Source organism: Enterobacter cloacae complex sp. ECC445, from assembly GCF_021892025.1.
In the GTDB taxonomy this organism is placed as follows: Bacteria; Pseudomonadota; Gammaproteobacteria; order Enterobacterales; family Enterobacteriaceae; genus Enterobacter; species Enterobacter chengduensis.
The window spans coordinates 15,472-30,719 of sequence record NZ_JAKLRZ010000003.1 but is presented as its reverse complement, the minus strand read 5'-3'; the positions used below and the strand labels follow the sequence as shown (position 1 = coordinate 30,719).

Annotated in this window: 11 protein-coding genes; 3 read left to right on the top strand and 8 right to left on the bottom strand. The window is 59.1% G+C overall.

Annotated features, from left to right (window positions below; genetic code table 11):
- Positions 1-6: 6 nt before the first annotated feature.
- On the top strand, positions 7-3,909 hold the full coding sequence (hrpA, locus tag L6R44_RS03625; protein ID WP_237423306.1) for an ATP-dependent RNA helicase HrpA: 3,903 nt from the start codon (positions 7-9) through the stop codon (positions 3,907-3,909).
- Between the two features lie 75 nt (positions 3,910-3,984).
- Here the strand turns inward: hrpA and L6R44_RS03620 are convergent, their stop codons facing one another.
- From L6R44_RS03620 to L6R44_RS03600, 5 genes are all read right to left on the bottom strand, one after another.
- Positions 3,985-5,142: a DDE-type integrase/transposase/recombinase gene (locus tag L6R44_RS03620; protein ID WP_237423305.1), complete on the bottom strand. Its 1,158-nt coding sequence runs from the start codon at positions 5,140-5,142 to the stop codon at positions 3,985-3,987.
- A 148-nt stretch (positions 5,143-5,290) separates the two neighbouring features.
- The gene (locus L6R44_RS03615) at positions 5,291-5,950 is read right to left on the bottom strand and encodes an O-methyltransferase (RefSeq protein ID WP_237423304.1); all 660 of its coding nucleotides are present in this window, start codon (positions 5,948-5,950) and stop codon (positions 5,291-5,293) included.
- 73 nt (positions 5,951-6,023) lie between these two features.
- On the bottom strand, positions 6,024-7,403 hold the full coding sequence (locus L6R44_RS03610) for an efflux transporter outer membrane subunit (RefSeq protein WP_237423303.1): 1,380 nt from the start codon (positions 7,401-7,403) through the stop codon (positions 6,024-6,026).
- Positions 7,400-8,482, bottom strand: a complete 1,083-nt coding sequence (locus tag L6R44_RS03605; RefSeq protein WP_237423302.1) for an HlyD family secretion protein — start codon at positions 8,480-8,482, stop codon at positions 7,400-7,402. Before L6R44_RS03605 ends, L6R44_RS03610 begins: the two co-directional genes overlap by 4 nt.
- A gap of 22 nt (positions 8,483-8,504) precedes the next feature.
- Positions 8,505-10,157 carry an MFS transporter gene (locus L6R44_RS03600; protein ID WP_032640315.1) on the bottom strand — a complete coding sequence of 551 codons (1,653 nt, stop codon included), beginning with the start codon at positions 10,155-10,157 and terminating at the stop codon, positions 8,505-8,507.
- 203 nt (positions 10,158-10,360) lie between these two features.
- On the opposite strand from L6R44_RS03600, the gene L6R44_RS03595 reads away from it, so the two are divergent.
- A complete protein-coding gene (locus L6R44_RS03595; protein WP_032640313.1) occupies positions 10,361-11,155 on the top strand; it encodes a YdcF family protein in 795 nt (264 codons plus the stop codon).
- A gap of 55 nt (positions 11,156-11,210) precedes the next feature.
- On the opposite strand, the gene gap is transcribed toward L6R44_RS03595, so the two are convergent.
- Positions 11,211-12,212: a type I glyceraldehyde-3-phosphate dehydrogenase gene (gene gap / locus L6R44_RS03590; RefSeq protein WP_032640311.1), complete on the bottom strand. Its 1,002-nt coding sequence runs from the start codon at positions 12,210-12,212 to the stop codon at positions 11,211-11,213.
- A gap of 189 nt (positions 12,213-12,401) precedes the next feature.
- Here gap and cybB point away from each other — a divergent pair, with 189 nt between their 5' ends.
- On the top strand, positions 12,402-12,932 hold the full coding sequence (cybB, locus tag L6R44_RS03585; protein ID WP_045890302.1) for a cytochrome b561: 531 nt from the start codon (positions 12,402-12,404) through the stop codon (positions 12,930-12,932).
- A gap of 90 nt (positions 12,933-13,022) precedes the next feature.
- Here cybB and L6R44_RS03580 read toward each other — a convergent pair whose 3' ends face one another.
- Together L6R44_RS03580 and L6R44_RS03575 are read right to left on the bottom strand one after the other, a co-directional pair.
- Entirely contained in the window at positions 13,023-14,090 is a 1,068-nt protein-coding gene (locus tag L6R44_RS03580; RefSeq protein ID WP_237423301.1) for an oxidoreductase, read from the bottom strand.
- Between the two features lie 13 nt (positions 14,091-14,103).
- Positions 14,104-14,847 (bottom strand): DeoR/GlpR family DNA-binding transcription regulator, encoded by a 744-nt coding sequence (locus tag L6R44_RS03575; RefSeq protein ID WP_237423300.1) that lies wholly within the window; start codon positions 14,845-14,847, stop codon positions 14,104-14,106.
- Between the last annotated feature and the right edge of the window lie 401 nt (positions 14,848-15,248).

The following is a 15,248-nucleotide window of genomic DNA, read 5'->3' as shown; positions in this document are numbered from 1 at the left end:
AACGCTATGACAGAACAACAAAAATTAACCTTCCCGATGCTCCTGCAACAGCTTGATGCCCTGACGCTGCGCGACAAACAGCGCTTTGCCCGCCGTCTGCACGGCGTGAAGAAGGTTAAAAATCCTGATGCACAACAGGCCATTTACCAGGAGATGGCGAAAGAGATTGAACAGGCGGCAGGGAAGGTTGTGCTGCGCGAAGCCGCGCGTCCGGCGATTACCTACCCGGAAAACCTGCCCGTCAGCCAGAAAAAGCAGGACATCCTTGAGGCCGTCCGCGACCATCAGGTGGTGATCGTCGCGGGGGAAACCGGTTCCGGCAAAACCACCCAGCTGCCGAAAATCTGCATGGAGCTGGGGCGCGGGGTGAAAGGCCTGATTGGCCACACCCAGCCGCGTCGTCTGGCGGCGCGCACCGTGGCGAACCGTATTGCCGAAGAGCTGCAAACGGAGCCGGGCGGCTGCATCGGTTACAAGGTGCGATTCAGCGACCACATTAGCGATAACACCATGGTCAAGCTGATGACGGACGGTATTCTGCTGGCGGAAATCCAGCAGGACAGGCTGCTGATGCAGTACGACACCATCATCATCGATGAAGCGCACGAGCGCAGCCTGAACATCGACTTCCTGCTCGGCTACCTGAAAGAGCTGCTGCCGCGTCGTCCGGATCTGAAAGTCATCATCACCTCCGCAACCATCGACCCGGAACGCTTCTCGAAGCATTTCAACAACGCGCCGATTATCGAGGTGTCAGGACGCACGTACCCGGTAGAAGTGCGCTATCGCCCGATTGTTGAAGAGGCGGACGATACCGAGCGCGACCAGCTGCAGGCCATTTTCGATGCCGTTGACGAGCTGGGCAACGAAAGCGCGGGCGACATCCTGATCTTCATGAGCGGCGAACGCGAAATCCGCGATACCGCCGATGCGCTCAGCAAGCGCGACCTGCGCCACACCGAGATCCTGCCGCTGTACGCCCGTCTGTCGAACAGCGAGCAAAACCGCGTCTTCCAGCCGCACGGCGGGCGGCGCATCGTGCTGGCGACCAACGTGGCGGAAACCTCGCTGACCGTGCCGGGGATCAAATACGTGATCGACCCGGGCACGGCGCGCATCAGCCGCTACAGCTACCGCACCAAGGTGCAGCGCCTGCCGATTGAGCCGGTCTCCCAGGCGTCCGCCAACCAGCGTAAAGGCCGCTGCGGCCGCGTGTCGGAAGGGATCTGTATTCGTCTCTATTCCGAAGACGATTTCCTGTCGCGCCCCGAGTTTACCGACCCGGAGATTCTGCGCACCAACCTGGCGTCCGTTATCCTGCAGATGACCGCGCTGGGGCTGGGCGATATCGCCGCGTTCCCGTTCGTGGAAGCGCCGGACAAACGCAACATTCAGGACGGCGTGCGCCTGCTGGAAGAGCTGGGGGCGATTACCACCGACGAGCAGGCGACGGTCTACAAGCTGACGCCGCTGGGTCGTCAGCTCAGCCAGCTGCCGGTCGACCCGCGCCTGGCGCGCATGGTGCTGGAAGCGCAGAAGCACGGCTGCGTGCGCGAGGCGATGATCATTACCTCGGCGCTCTCCATTCAGGATCCGCGCGAGCGTCCGATGGACAAACAGCAGGCGTCAGATGAAAAGCACCGTCGCTTCCACGACAAAGAGTCCGATTTCCTCGCCTTCGTGAACCTGTGGAACTACCTCGGCGAGCAGCAGAAGGCGCTCTCCTCGAACCAGTTCCGCCGCCAGTGCCGCGTGGATTTCCTCAACTACCTGCGCGTGCGCGAGTGGCAGGATATCTACACCCAGCTGCGCCAGGTGGTGAAAGAGCTGGGCATTCCGGTGAACAGTGAGCCGGCGGAGTACCGCGAGATTCATATCGCGCTGCTGACCGGCCTGCTGTCCCACATTGGGATGAAGGACGCCGAAAAGCAGGAGTATACCGGCGCGCGTAACGCCCGTTTCTCCATCTTCCCGGGTTCCGGCTTGTTCAAAAAGCCGCCGAAATGGACCATGGTCGCGGAGCTTGTGGAAACCAGCCGCCTGTGGGGGCGCATTGCCGCGCGAATCGATCCGGAATGGGTGGAGCCGGTGGCGCAGCACCTGCTAAAACGGTCGTACAGTGAACCGCACTGGGAGCGCGCGCAGGGCGCGGTGATGGCGACCGAGAAGGTGACCGTTTACGGCCTGCCGGTGGTGGCCGCGCGTAAGGTCAACTACAGCCAGATCGATCCGGCGCTCAGCCGCGAGCTGTTTATCCGCCACGCGCTGGTGGAGGGCGACTGGCAGACGCGTCACGCCTTCTTCCGCGAAAACCTCAAGCTGCGCGCCGAGGTGGAGGAGCTGGAGCATAAATCGCGTCGCCGCGACATTCTGGTGGACGACGAGGCGCTGTTTGAGTTTTACGACCAGCGGATCAGCCACGACGTGATTTCCGCCCGCCACTTCGACAGCTGGTGGAAGAAGGCCAGCAAAGAGACGCCGGACCTGCTCAACTTTGAAAAGAGCATGCTGATTAAGGAGGGGGCGGAGTCGGTCAGCAAGCTCGACTACCCGAACTTCTGGCATCAGGGCAACCTCAAGCTGCGTCTGACCTATCAGTTTGAACCGGGCGCAGACGCGGACGGCGTGACCGTACACATTCCGCTGCCGCTGTTAAACCAGGTCGACGAGAGCGGCTTCGAGTGGCAGATCCCCGGGCTGCGCCGCGAGCTGATCATAGCGCTGATTAAATCGCTGCCGAAGCCGGTGCGCCGTAACTTTGTGCCCGCGCCAAACTACGCGGAAGCGTTTTTAGGCCGCGTCACGCCGCTGGAGCTGCCGCTGCTGGACGCGCTGGAGCGCGAGTTCCGCCGCATGACCGGCACCACCATCGACCGCGAGGACTGGAACTGGGATCAGGTGCCCGATCACCTGAAAATCAGCTTCCGCGTAGTGGATGATAAAAACAAAAAGCTGCTGGAAGGGCGTTCCCTGAGCGAGCTGAAAGAGGCGCTGAAGGGCAAGGTGCAGGAAACCCTCTCCGCCGTGGCGGACGACGGCATCGAGCAGAGCGGGCTGCACATCTGGAGCTTTGGTCAGCTTCCGGAAAGCTACGAGCAGAAGCGCGGCAACTATAAGGTGAAAGCCTGGCCCGCGCTGGTGGACGAGCGCGACAGCGTGGCGATTAAGCTGTTCGACAATCCGCAGGAACAGCAGCAGATGATGTGGCGCGGGCTGCGTCGCCTGCTGCTGCTCAACATCCCGTCGCCGATCAAGTATCTGCACGAGAAGCTGCCCAACAAGGCCAAGCTGGGGCTGTACTTTAACCCGTACGGCAAGGTGCTGGATTTGATTGACGACTGCATCTCCTGCGGCGTGGACAAGCTGATCCACGAGGCGGGCGGCCCGGTCTGGACGGAAGAGGGCTTTGCCCAGCTTCATGAGAAGGTGCGCGCGGAGCTCAACGACACCGTGGTGGAGATTGCCAAACAGGTCGAGCAGATCCTGACCGCCGTGTTCAATATCAACAAGCGCCTGAAGGGGCGCGTGGATATGACCATGGCGCTGGGGCTGTCGGACGTGAAGGCGCAGATGGCGGGGCTGGTCTATCGCGGCTTTGTCACCGGCAACGGCTTTAAGCGCCTCGGCGATACGCTGCGCTATCTGCAGGCGATCGAAAAACGCCTGGAGAAAATGGCGGTCGATCCGCACCGCGACCGCGCGCAGATGCTGAAAGTGCAAAGCGTGCAGCAGGCGTGGCAGCAGTGGCTCAACAAGCTGCCGCCTGCCCGCCGCGACGATGAAGACGTACAGGCGATCCGCTGGATGATCGAGGAGCTGCGCGTCAGCTTCTTTGCCCAGCAGCTCGGCACGCCGTATCCGATTTCGGATAAGCGTATTTTGCAGGCGATGGAGCAGATTTCCGGCTAAGAGCCTTGCCCGGTGGCGCTGCTGTATGACCGGATACATAGGTGACAGATCAGACCGGGAACATAGGTAACACTTTTAGTCTATCCGGATCACACTCTGGGTTTTCCGGTCGTAGTACGCAAGCGTTATTCCGTTAAAGATGATGGCCTCAAGGCCATCATCCTGTTCTTCCAGCATGATGCACTCATCAGTAAGTGCTTCACTCAGGAATACCGTCCCCTTTTTCCCCATATAGAGCGTACCCCTCGATTTCACCCTGTAGACTGCGCATCCTTCCGGATAAGCATATTCAGGCACACGGCCATCCCAGCGTCGGTCCGAGGGCTGCCATACCGTTCCGGGTGTTGCACCCGCCAGTGCTTCATGCGGCCTTTCGTGGTTAAATTCTTCCCGGTAATCAGTGAACCACCGCTGCTGTTCTTCCATCGTCATGAAGGTGTTGCCCTGTTTCACCGCACTTTTCAGGGAACGGTGCATCCGCTCATGGCGTCCATTTTCTTCCGGATGACCCTTTCTGATACGCTCCGGCCTGATACCCAGCTTGATTAGCCAGACGGCAAGACGACTTAATCCGGCTATCCCTGTTCCCGCGAAGGGCTGACCATTATCGGTTCTGAGCACTTCCGGCAGACCGTATTCCAGGAACGCCTCTGTCAGGCACTCTCTGACGAAGGGTTCACTCTCCCGGTGTGTTCCCCGGCAGCTCAGCAGATACCGGCTGTGATTGTCGGTTAGCGTGAAGGGATGGCAGTACTCTCTGCTCAGCAGCCTGAACTTGCCTTTAAAATCAGCGCTCCAGACCTGATTGTTTTCGCTGATGACGGTCAGAGGCTGGCGATTACCCGGGGTCCTGCGTTTTCGCTTTTTATCCGGAACCAGGCCTTCACGCTTGAGGATATCGCCGATAGTGCTGGCAGCAGGAACGGTAAAATCGACGTGATGATTAAGCAGCCACATCCGCAGTTTTTTCGGGCCCCAGTCAGGGTGTTTTTGACGCAGGGCAGTGAGGTGACCGACGACATCATCAGGAACCGTCCGGGAACGGGAGCGTGGGGCGCGCGACCGGTCAGAGAGAGATGAGAGGTCAGAAGGGTCAAAACGTTGAAGCCATTTATAGCCGGTTTTACGGCTGATGCCAAAAAGGCGGCAAAGCGCGGAGAAGGAGTCCGTACCTGCATGGCAGGCACGGATAAAATCAAGACGTTGCATAGGTCGGGTCTCAGTCCAGGGCATAGTGAGTCTCCTCTTCTATGCCAGTTATAACTGTTACCCATGTATCCGGTCTAAAGTGTTACCCATGTTGCCGGTTCATACCCTGCGCTTACCGGGCCTACGGGGCGAAATGTAGGCCGGGTAAGGCGAAGCCGCCACCCGGCTTTTTTCACCCGTTCACCATCGCCAGCGTAAATCCATCCCACCCTTTAATCCCCACCGTTTGCAGCGCGGTGGCGGTTAAGCGCGGGTTATCTCCAGTCATTTCGATAAAACGCCGCACGCCCTGCACGCGCGCGTCGTCGCTTTGCCCGTTAACCACTTCACCCTCGCGCACCACGTTATCGCCGATAATCACCGTGCCGGGGCGGGAGTAATGCAGCGCCCATTCCAGATAGCCGGGATTGTTGGGCTTATCGGCATCAATAAAGATCAGGTCGAACGGCGGAACGTCACCGAAATTTTCGAGCGAGCCCAGCGCCGGGCCTTCAATCAGTTCAATGCGATCGTTCAGCCCCGCGAGGTGAATATTCTGACGCGCCACGTCGGCATGCCTCGGGTCAGCCTCGAGCGTGATCAGCTTGCCGTCCGGCGGCAGGGCGCGCGCCATCCAGATTGAACTGTACGCGCCCAGCGTGCCGATCTCGAGAATGCGTCTTGCCTGCGTCATGCGCACGAACAGCGCCAGCAGCTGCCCCTGATTGGCCGCCACGTCGTGCTCGGGCAACCCGGCGCGCTTGTTGTTTTCCAGGACCCGATCCAGCACGTCATCGTCAGGAATAAGCGAAGAGATCATGAAATTATCTACTGCAGACCACTGTTGTTGCATAGAGTGACTCCTTGGATTTTTCTCTCTCCCTGAGGGAGAGGGTCGGGGTGAGGGGATCAGCGCGCAAGGCGGTTCACGCGCTCTCCCAGCCGCCGCCCAGCGCTCTGTACAAATCAATCTGCGCCAGCAGCAGGTTATTTTTCACCTGCACCACGCTGGTCTGGACCGAGAACAGCGTGCGCTGCGCGTCCAGCACGTCCAGATAGGAAGAATAGCCGTTGCGATAGCGATTCTGCGCAATGCGCAGCGTCTCCTGCGCCACATCCTGCTGGGCAAGCAGCTCGGTCAGCTGTTCCCGATAGCGCGTAATGGCGTCAAGGCTGTTGTTCACTTCGGCAAACGCGTTGCGCACGGTTTTTTCATAGGCGTACAGCGCCTGGTTTCGCTGGGACTGGGAAATATCCACCTGCGCATTCAGCGCCTGGCGGTTCAGCAGCGGGGCGAGAATACTGCCCCCGACGCTCCAGAGCTGAAGCGGGTTGTCCAGCAGGCCGGACAGGGTGCGATCCTGTACCGATCCGGTCGCGGTCAGGTTGATCGACGGCAGCAGGCTGGCGCGCGACGCGGCAAGCGTGGCATCCGCCGCCAGCAGCTGGCGTTCGGCCTGAACGATATCCGGCCGACGGTTCAGAAGCGTAGAAGGCAGCTGCGACGGCAGCGCCAGCGGCGTCAGGGCCGCAAAGCTTTCGCTTCGCGCTACCGCACCGGGGTTGCTGCCCAGCAGCAGGCTCAGCGCATTCTCCTGCTGTGCAATCTGGTGCTGCAGCACCGGCACCTGCGCCCGCGTCGAACGCAGTTCGGAATCCGACTGCATCAGCTCCAGGCGCGAGGTGTAGCCCGTCTCAAACTGACGCTTCGCGAGGTTAAACGCCTCTTCGCGCGATTTCAGCGTGGATTCGGTCACGCGCAGCTGTTCGTCAAGCGAGAGCAGGGTGACATAGCCGGAGGCAACGGAAGACGCGACGGTCAAATCCGCGGCGGCGGCGGCGGCTTTTTGCGCCGCCAGCGAGGCTTCGGCGGCATTGGCCGTGCTGCGGTTGACGCCCCAGATATCCACGTCGTAGCTCGCCGTCAGGCTTCCTCTGTACAGCGTGCCGTAGACCGGCAGCCCGGTCGCGGCGGATTGCGAACGGGCGCGCGTTCCCGTGACGCCCGCGTCGAGCGAGGGAAACAGGCTGCCGTCGGCGGCAAACACCCGGGCCTGATACTCGTTAATGCGTTCCCGGGCGATCAGCACGTCGCTGTTATGCCGTAGCGCCTGGTCCACATAGCGGTTGAGATGATTGTCGTGGAAGTTGCGCCACCAGAGCTGCTCCGTCGGGCTGGCAGGCCCGGCGTCAGCTCGCCACTGGGTGGGGATGTGCAGCGTCGGCTGCGCTGGCTTGACGTCAACGGACTGGCATCCGGCCAGCGTCACCGCCAGTACCAGACCGGCAATCGGGCGAAGGGTCATTGTTTGCCCTCCCGCGTATCAATGGTCACCTGCACCGACATGCCCGGACGCAGCAGGGCGGACTCCTCAGGCTTGCCGAGCACCTCAATGCGCACCGGAATACGCTGGGCAATTTTGACAAAGTTGCCGGTGGCGTTGTCCGGCGTGATGGCGCTGAACTCGACGCCGGTTGCGGGAGAGATGCTCTCCACGCGGCCCTGATAGGCCCTGTCGTTCAGGGCATCAACGGTGAACTTCACCGGTTGACCGACGCGCAGCTCCGCGAGCTGGGTCTCTTTAATATTGGCGATAACCCAGTGCTGAGGGGGAACCAGAGTCGTGAGATGGGTTCCGGCGGTCACATAGGCACCAAGACGCACGGCGATCTGGCCGAGCTGGCCGTCACGCGGCGCCACAATGCGGGTGTTTTGCAGATCAATTTGCGCCAGCTCCAGCGCGGCTTTGGCGTTTTCAACGTCCGCCTCCAGCGCGCCGCGATTGACGATTACCGTCTGCAGATCCTGACGCGACATCTCAAGCGTCGCCTTGGCCTGGTCGATATCGGCGCTGCCCTGGGCGGCACTGGCCAGCGCCGCGTCGCGTTCGCGAATGGAAAGCGAGCCGTCAGCCGTCAGGTCTTTCACCCGCTTTAAATCCGCCTGGGTTTTCAGGCTTTGCGCGCGGGCGTTTTTCAGCGCGGCGTCATTTTTGGCAATGGTCGCTTCGGCGCTTTTGCGCTGCTGCAGGTTGTTATTGAGCGCGGCAATTTTCATCGCCAGCTGCGCCTCGGCCTGATGCACCCGCTGACGATAGATACGGTCATCAATCTGCAGCAGCAGGTCGCCTTTTTTGACCTGCACAAAGTCCTGAACATGGACCTCCGTGATATAGCCGTTTACCTGCGGGCTGATAAACGTCGTTTGCCCGCGCACGTAGGCGTTATCGGTAAACTGCGCGTGGCGGGTGAACGGCGGCAGCTGCCACGCATAAAGGATCGCCAGCACGCCGACAATACCGATGGCGGCGGCGGTGAAAACGGAAACAATGCGCACATTTTTGCGGGTGTTGGCCTGCTCTTTGGCGGCATCCTGCTGACTCATAAACTCTCCAGAAATATTTCAACTATTTGTTGCCGGTGGCGTTCTTCAGCGCCATACGGGCAGTAATGCGCAGGCGCAGCAAGCGCCATAAAATCCAGACCAGCGTGGCGGCAGCGATGCTCGCCGTCAGCAGATAAGTATCGTTGTAGGCCAGAATATTCGCCTCCAGCGCGGTCACCGTTTGCAGCTGCGTAATCGCCTGCGTGCCCAGCAGCGAACTGTCGCCAATCAGGCTTTTATACATCTGGGTATAAAGCTGTATGCGCTCGTTGACCAGCGGGTTGAGCGTGGTGAGCTGGTCCGCCAGCAGGCTGGAGTGGTACTTCTCGCGCCAGGTCTGGAAGGTGCCGAGGATCGCGGATCCCAGCAGGCCGCCGAGGTTCTGGCTCATGCCAAACATCACCGAGAAGCTGACCAGGTTGCGCGGGTCGGCGATCACCCCGCCAATCGCGGCCAGCATGGCGGGTGCCAGGAAGAAGGCGCTGCCGAAGCCCAGCAGGAACTGGCTTACCATCAGCTGGTCCGGGCGGGTCAGGTTATTGGACTGGCTGTCCAGCAGCGAGGCAACAATCATCAGCGCCAGGGAGGTAATAATCGGCCACGCCAGCTTCGTGGGCTTGATGGTCAGACAGCTGGTGACGATCCCGCAGACGATCCCGGCAAAAATGGACCACGCCAGGTGCGTCATCTGCTCGTTCTGCAACCCCACGTACTGCAGCCAGCCGATGACGCCGGTGTTTTGCTCTGCCAGCACGATACGGATCAGCAGCATGATCAGCCCAAGACGGACGATGCTGCCGCTCGACAGCCAGCGGGTGTTCAGCAGCGGGTTGGCGCGGTTATGCTCAAAGACGATGGCCGCCACGATCAGCACCAGCGAGAGCGCCAGCGACCAGCCGATCCATGGCGCCTCGAACCACCAGTCAAGGCGGCCTAACGAGAGCACGGCGCAAAGCAGGGCCATTCCGGGCGCCATTAAAAAGAAGGTGATAAAGTCTTTTTTCTCAAAGACCTTGCGCCGGTCGCCCGGCGGCAGTTTTAAGGCTATCACGCAGGCCAGGGAGATCAGCGCCAGCCCCAGTTCGAAGAAATAGAGCCCGCGCCACTCGTCCAGCTGCAGCAGCTCGGTCGAAAACAGTCGCGCCAGCGGAATGGCGAGCGACGACCCGGTAATCCCGATGGTGAGCGCCTTCAGGCGGTGCTTCGCAGGCCACGCCTGGATCTGATAGTAAATCCCCAGCGAGCTGAGCGCGGCGGCCACCATCCCGTGCGCGGCGCGAACCATCAGCGCCGAACTGAGATCGTTCACGAACAGGTGGAAGAAGGTGACCAGCACGTACAGCACCAGAAAACCTTCGGTGAAGGCGCGCAGACCGTACTGCTGGCGGAACTTGACCAGCAGCAGGTTGATGGAGATGTTGGTCATGACATATACCGCGGGCAGCCAGGCGATTTCGGTCGACCAGGCCCCGAAGGTCCCCTGCAGGTTTTGCAGATTGGCGGTGACCACCGCATTTCCCAGCGCCCCCGTCAGGCACACCAGCAGGCCAACCACGCCGTAGGCAATACGTTTTGGCGTACTGTGCTCGGGCGTGGAGGGCGAACCCAGCAGGGCGGGTTTCTCATGTGGCTGCCACTCGCGAGGAGCATAAGGATCGCGTTCGGGCAGGCGCATAACGTCGTTTACCTTAGAAATGATTGAATAATTAGCGGGCTAGCGATTCTACGTCTGCCGCAAATGATAATTCAAGTGAATATGATTTACGCATGTTAATCAAATGTTGAAGGTCAGTTTAAGGAAAAAGAGCGGCCGGACGTCGCCGTTGTGTTGAGAAACTGAAGTCGTTACCCTGAAGAAATACAGAGAAGGAGTTCATCATGGAGCAGACCCATTTCCCCATCCTGCCGGATGCCACCCTGGCGGCCATCAATACTATAGGTGAATGGCTGGCGCAGGACGATCTAAGCGGCAGTAGCCAGCAGTCGGACGTCGATGCGGTCATTCTGGCTGGAAACGCCGTTATCCCGACCATTGACGCGGCGTGCCGTATTGCGGCAGAAAAGCAGGTACCGCTGCTGATTAGCGGCGGCATCGGCCATTCGACCACGTTTTTATATGAAGCGATCCGCAAACACCCGCGTTACCACGCTCTACCGGTCACCGGGCGGGCGGAAGCGAGCATTCTTGCCGATATTGCCCGGGCGTTCTGGCAGATCCCCGAGGCGCGCCTGTGGATTGAAGATCGCTCCACCAACTGCGGAGAAAACGCCCGCTTTAGCTGGAACATGCTGAAACAGTACCGGAGAACAGGTGGACGAATGCTGGTGGTGCAGGATCCGACGATGCAGCGCCGCACGGTGGCGACGTTTGCCCGCGTGTGTCGCGATGAGCCCGTTTCACCGCAGTGGGTCAGCCATCCAGGGTTTACGCCGACGCTGCAAAACGGAAAAGAGGGCGTGGAATTCAGCGAGGGCAACGCCGGACTGTGGCCCGTTGAGCGTTACCTTTCGCTGGTGATGGGGGAACTGCCGCGTCTGTACGATGATGAGAACGGCTATGGCCCGGCCGGGCGGGATTTTATCGCGCACGTTGAATTCCCCGAGGCCGTCACCGCCGCATGGAAACAGCTGCAGCAGGATCCGGTCCTGAAGGTGGCGCGAGAGATAACCTAAGCACGGCGCAATCCCCTCGCCCCTTTGGAGAGAGGGTTAGGGTGAGGGGGGCATTTCACAGCGCCGCAAACTTATCCAGCGTCCGCACCAGCTGCGTCACAAATCCATATTCGTTGTCATACCACGCGACGGCCTTCACCAGCTGAAGCTCTCCCGCTTCTGACACCTCCGTCTGCGTGGCGTCAAATACCGAACCATAGTGCGAGCCAATCACGTCTGACGACACGATTTCATCATCGGTATAGCCGAACGATTTATTCCCCTGCGTCGCCTTTTTCAGCGCGGCGTTGATCTCCTCAACGGTGACCTTCTTGCCCAGAATCGCCACCAGCTCGGTTACCGAACCCGTTTTCACCGGCACGCGCTGCGCGTGGCCTTTCAGCTTGCCGCTGAGCGCAGGGATCACCAGACCGATGGCTTTGGCGGCGCCGGTAGTGTGCGGAATGATATTTTCTGCCGCCGCCCGCGAGGCGCGAAGGTCTTTCCCGCGCGGGCCATCCACCAGCGCCTGGGTACCGGTATAGGCGTGAATGGTGGTCATGGTGCCTACTTTTATTTCAAACGCATCGTTCAGGGCTTTCGCCAGCGGGGCAAGGCAGTTGGTCGTACAGGATGCGACGGAAATAATCGTATCACTGGCGTCAAGGGTATCGTCATTCACGCTGTAGACGATGGTTTTCATGTCGCCCGCGGGTGCCGAGATCAGCACTTTCTTCGCGCCAGCGTCCAGGTGCGCCCGTGATTTCTCTTCAGAGGTATAGAAGCCGGTGCACTCCACGACGATATCCACGCCCGCCGTTTTCCACGGAATATGCTTCGCCTCTTTTTCGGCGTAGACCGCAATGGTTTTGCCGTCAACGATCAGCGCATCCTCGGTGAAATCCACGCTCCACGGGAAGCCGCCGTAGTTGGAATCATGCCTGAGCAGGTAGGCCAGCACTTTCGGTGAGGTGAGGTCGTTGATGGCGACGACGGTATTGCTGTCCTGGGTTTCAAGAAGGCGACGAAGTACGAGGCGTCCAATGCGTCCAAATCCGTTAATGCCAATTTTACTCATGGTGCTCTCCTGTAAACGTGTCGATGCGACAGTTTGAACTCATCCAGGCTTAGACCATCACGGGCGGGGCGGCAATTGAAGATGCTTCATGCGTGGGGAAGTATTTGAAAAACCATACAGAAAAGTTAATGAATTTTTAAGGAAAGGAGATTATGTTGGCTCGGTAACTGTTTTTTATCGAGAAATCACATGCGCACTAAATATACAAGCCTGCAAATCGGCATCCACTGGCTGGTGTTTCTGTTAATCATCGTCGCCTACTGCGCCATGGAGTTCAAAGGTCTCTTCCCGCGCACCGCGCGTCCCTTGATCAACATGATCCACGTCTCCTGCGGCATCAGTATCCTGGTGCTGATGGTGACGCGTCTGCTGGTTCGCCTGAAATTCCGCGCGCCCCCGATTCAGCCGAAGCCAAAAGCGATGGTGACGGGGATGTCCCATCTGGGGCATCTGGTCGTTTACCTGCTGTTTATTGCGCTGCCGCTGATTGGCATTGTGATGATGTATAACCGGGGCAGCGACTGGTTTGCTTTCGGGCTGACGATGCCGCACGCGGCGGAGTCCAATTTTGACCTGGTTGATACGCTGAAGGAGTGGCACGAGACGCTGGCAAACCTGGGCTATTTTGTGATTGGTCTGCACGCGGCGGCGGCGCTGATGCATCACTATTTCTGGAAAGATAATACCCTTCTGCGCATGATGCCGAAAAAGCGTTCGTAGTCATTAACGCTTGCCGGGTGGCGCTGCGCTTACCCGAACTGCATTGACATCGTAGGCCGGGTAAGGCGTAGCCGCCACCCGGCTTGTTTTTTAACCCAGCAAAGCGCGCTCTTCGGCCGTTAGCGCCAGCGCCTGGGTTGACCCCGTCTCCGAGGACTTCACCGCCGCTTCCAGCACGGCCATCACCGCTAACGCCTCGACAGGGTGGACCGGATTGGCGATTTCCCCGCGTAACGCATCACGCACGTTGATGTAATACTGGCGCTGATCGCCTTTCGGGGTCGGGATCGTCTGTGTTGCGCCATCTGCGCCAAAGAACACCATACTGTCGCTGTCTTCGCCCCAGGCTTCACTGCCGGGGATCACCCCTGAAAGCAGCTGCGCTTCCTGCTGGTCGATTCTGGCTTTCACCACGCTGCCTTTATCCCCGTGCACGGTAAAGCGCGCCGTACCGCCCACCACCAGCATGCTGGCGTGCAGAATGACCTTGTGCTCCGGGTAGTTTAAGACCACGTGCGCCCAGTCGTTAATTTCGGCACCGTCGCGCAGCGTCGCGATATTCCCCTGAACCGACTGCGGCAGGCCAAAGAGCTGGAGCGTCTGGTCGATCAGATGAGGGCCCAGGTCAAACCACAGGCCGCTCCCGGGGACGTTCTGTTCGCGCCAGCGCACGCGCACTTCCGGGCGGAAGCGGTCAATATGCGACTCCAGATGTTTAACCTTGCCGAGCGAGCCTTGCTCAACGATCTGCTTAATGCCGAGGAAATCGCTGTCCCAGCGGCGGTTATGGAATACGGAGAGCAGAAGCTGCTTTTCGTCCGCCAGCGCAATCAGGTCGCGGGCTTCCTGCATGTCGAGGGTAAATGGCTTATCCACAACCACGTGTTTACCCGCGTTCAGGGCCAGCGTCGCCAGCGGGGCGTGTGTGGCGTTAGGGGAGGCGATCACCACCAGATCGATATCCGGATGCTGGATGGCCTCCTCCGGCGTCGCCACCACCTGGACGTCCGGCAGATCGCGTTTCACCTTCTCTTCATCACGTGAAGAGACCACGGCCAGCCTAATCCCGTCCACGGACTGGATTAACGGAGCATGGAAGGTTTTACCGACAAATCCATACCCGATCAGCGCAATGTTGATTGTTTGAACGTTACTCATGACCTTCTCCACGTTAATTTGCGCACACCGTAACCTGCAGTGCGCCAGGGTCCCCAAGCTCAGGCCAGGGACGATCTAAAAAGAGTTGTTGAATGCTGGATAACCCGGAAACCAGATACGGTTCGCAGCGGTTAATTTTCAGGTGGTCGGCGACAACCCAGTGCGCATGACTCGCGGCGAGCATCGCGCGCTTAATCTCGGCGTCCGCTTCTTTACCGGCGCTCAGGCCAAGTTCGGCATGAATGGCGCATGCGCCAAGAATGGCGATATCGGCACGATAGCGGGAGAGCAGGGACAGCGTGGCGCTGCCGGCAAACAGCCGCTGCCTGCTGTCCCATTTTCCGCCGAGCAGGATCAGCTCGATGTCGTCCCGGTCGCTAAAATGCTGGGCGATATCCAGTGATGTCGTGATCACCGTGAGTGGCCCCTGAAGAAAGGTGGCGACGGCCATCACCGTGCTTCCGGCATCCAGAAACAGGGTGGAACCCGCAGGAACCTGCTGTGCGACCCGTTTACCCAGGCGCTGTTTGGTCTCCGGCAGCAGCGTATTGCGGCCCCGACGGTTCATGGCGGAGAGGTTGAGCGCGATGGCGCCGCCGTGGTTCTTCTGCGCAAGGCCCTGGTTTTCCAGGTCGGTCAGATCCCGACGGATGGTATCCGCTGAAACCTGCAGCTTTTCGGCCAGTTCGGTGATGCTGGCCTGGCCCTGCTCGCTGAGGAGATCGAGGACGTAGCGTTGACGAGCGGTTTTGTGCATGGCGTGCATTCCTGCAAAATATCGCAATAATTTGCATAATACAGCATTTTGACGCAGAGAGAAGGGGAATGTCCCCGGAATAGTGAACAGTTGAGAGATGGTTCATTTGAGTGATTATTAAAATTTTATTGATAAGGTATGATTAAGCCGCTTTGAATGTTAACCGTAATGTTATTGTTATGTTTTATTAAACGGTTTGGATTAAGTCACCAGAGGGTTGCCGTTGCATGGTTTTAAAAACTATCGAATTAATGCAACGCAGGATTTAATTGCTTAAATTAGTTTTTTAATAGGCTTTAATTTTAATAATCTCTCTTTGGTTACTTAAACTGACACTTCTTTGAAAATCTTTGTGTCTGACCCGCGCTGAAATTAACGCAAAAATGTGCAGGGAGCAAATT

What these genes read in the sequence shown, in the direction of transcription:
- hrpA (WP_237423306.1), top strand. Translation starts at nt 7, where the DNA reads ATGACAGAACAACAAAAATTAACCTTCCCGATGCTCCTGCAACAGCTT.
- L6R44_RS03620 (WP_237423305.1), bottom strand. Translation starts at nt 5,142, where the DNA reads ATGCCCTGGACTGAGACCCGACCTATGCAACGTCTTGATTTTATCCGT.
- L6R44_RS03615 (WP_237423304.1), bottom strand. Translation starts at nt 5,950, where the DNA reads ATGCAACAACAGTGGTCTGCAGTAGATAATTTCATGATCTCTTCGCTT.
- L6R44_RS03610 (WP_237423303.1), bottom strand. Translation starts at nt 7,403, where the DNA reads ATGACCCTTCGCCCGATTGCCGGTCTGGTACTGGCGGTGACGCTGGCC.
- L6R44_RS03605 (WP_237423302.1), bottom strand. Translation starts at nt 8,482, where the DNA reads ATGAGTCAGCAGGATGCCGCCAAAGAGCAGGCCAACACCCGCAAAAAT.
- L6R44_RS03600 (WP_032640315.1), bottom strand. Translation starts at nt 10,157, where the DNA reads ATGCGCCTGCCCGAACGCGATCCTTATGCTCCTCGCGAGTGGCAGCCA.
- L6R44_RS03595 (WP_032640313.1), top strand. Translation starts at nt 10,361, where the DNA reads ATGGAGCAGACCCATTTCCCCATCCTGCCGGATGCCACCCTGGCGGCC.
- gap (WP_032640311.1), bottom strand. Translation starts at nt 12,212, where the DNA reads ATGAGTAAAATTGGCATTAACGGATTTGGACGCATTGGACGCCTCGTA.
- cybB (WP_045890302.1), top strand. Translation starts at nt 12,402, where the DNA reads ATGCGCACTAAATATACAAGCCTGCAAATCGGCATCCACTGGCTGGTG.
- L6R44_RS03580 (WP_237423301.1), bottom strand. Translation starts at nt 14,090, where the DNA reads ATGAGTAACGTTCAAACAATCAACATTGCGCTGATCGGGTATGGATTT.
- L6R44_RS03575 (WP_237423300.1), bottom strand. Translation starts at nt 14,847, where the DNA reads ATGCACAAAACCGCTCGTCAACGCTACGTCCTCGATCTCCTCAGCGAG.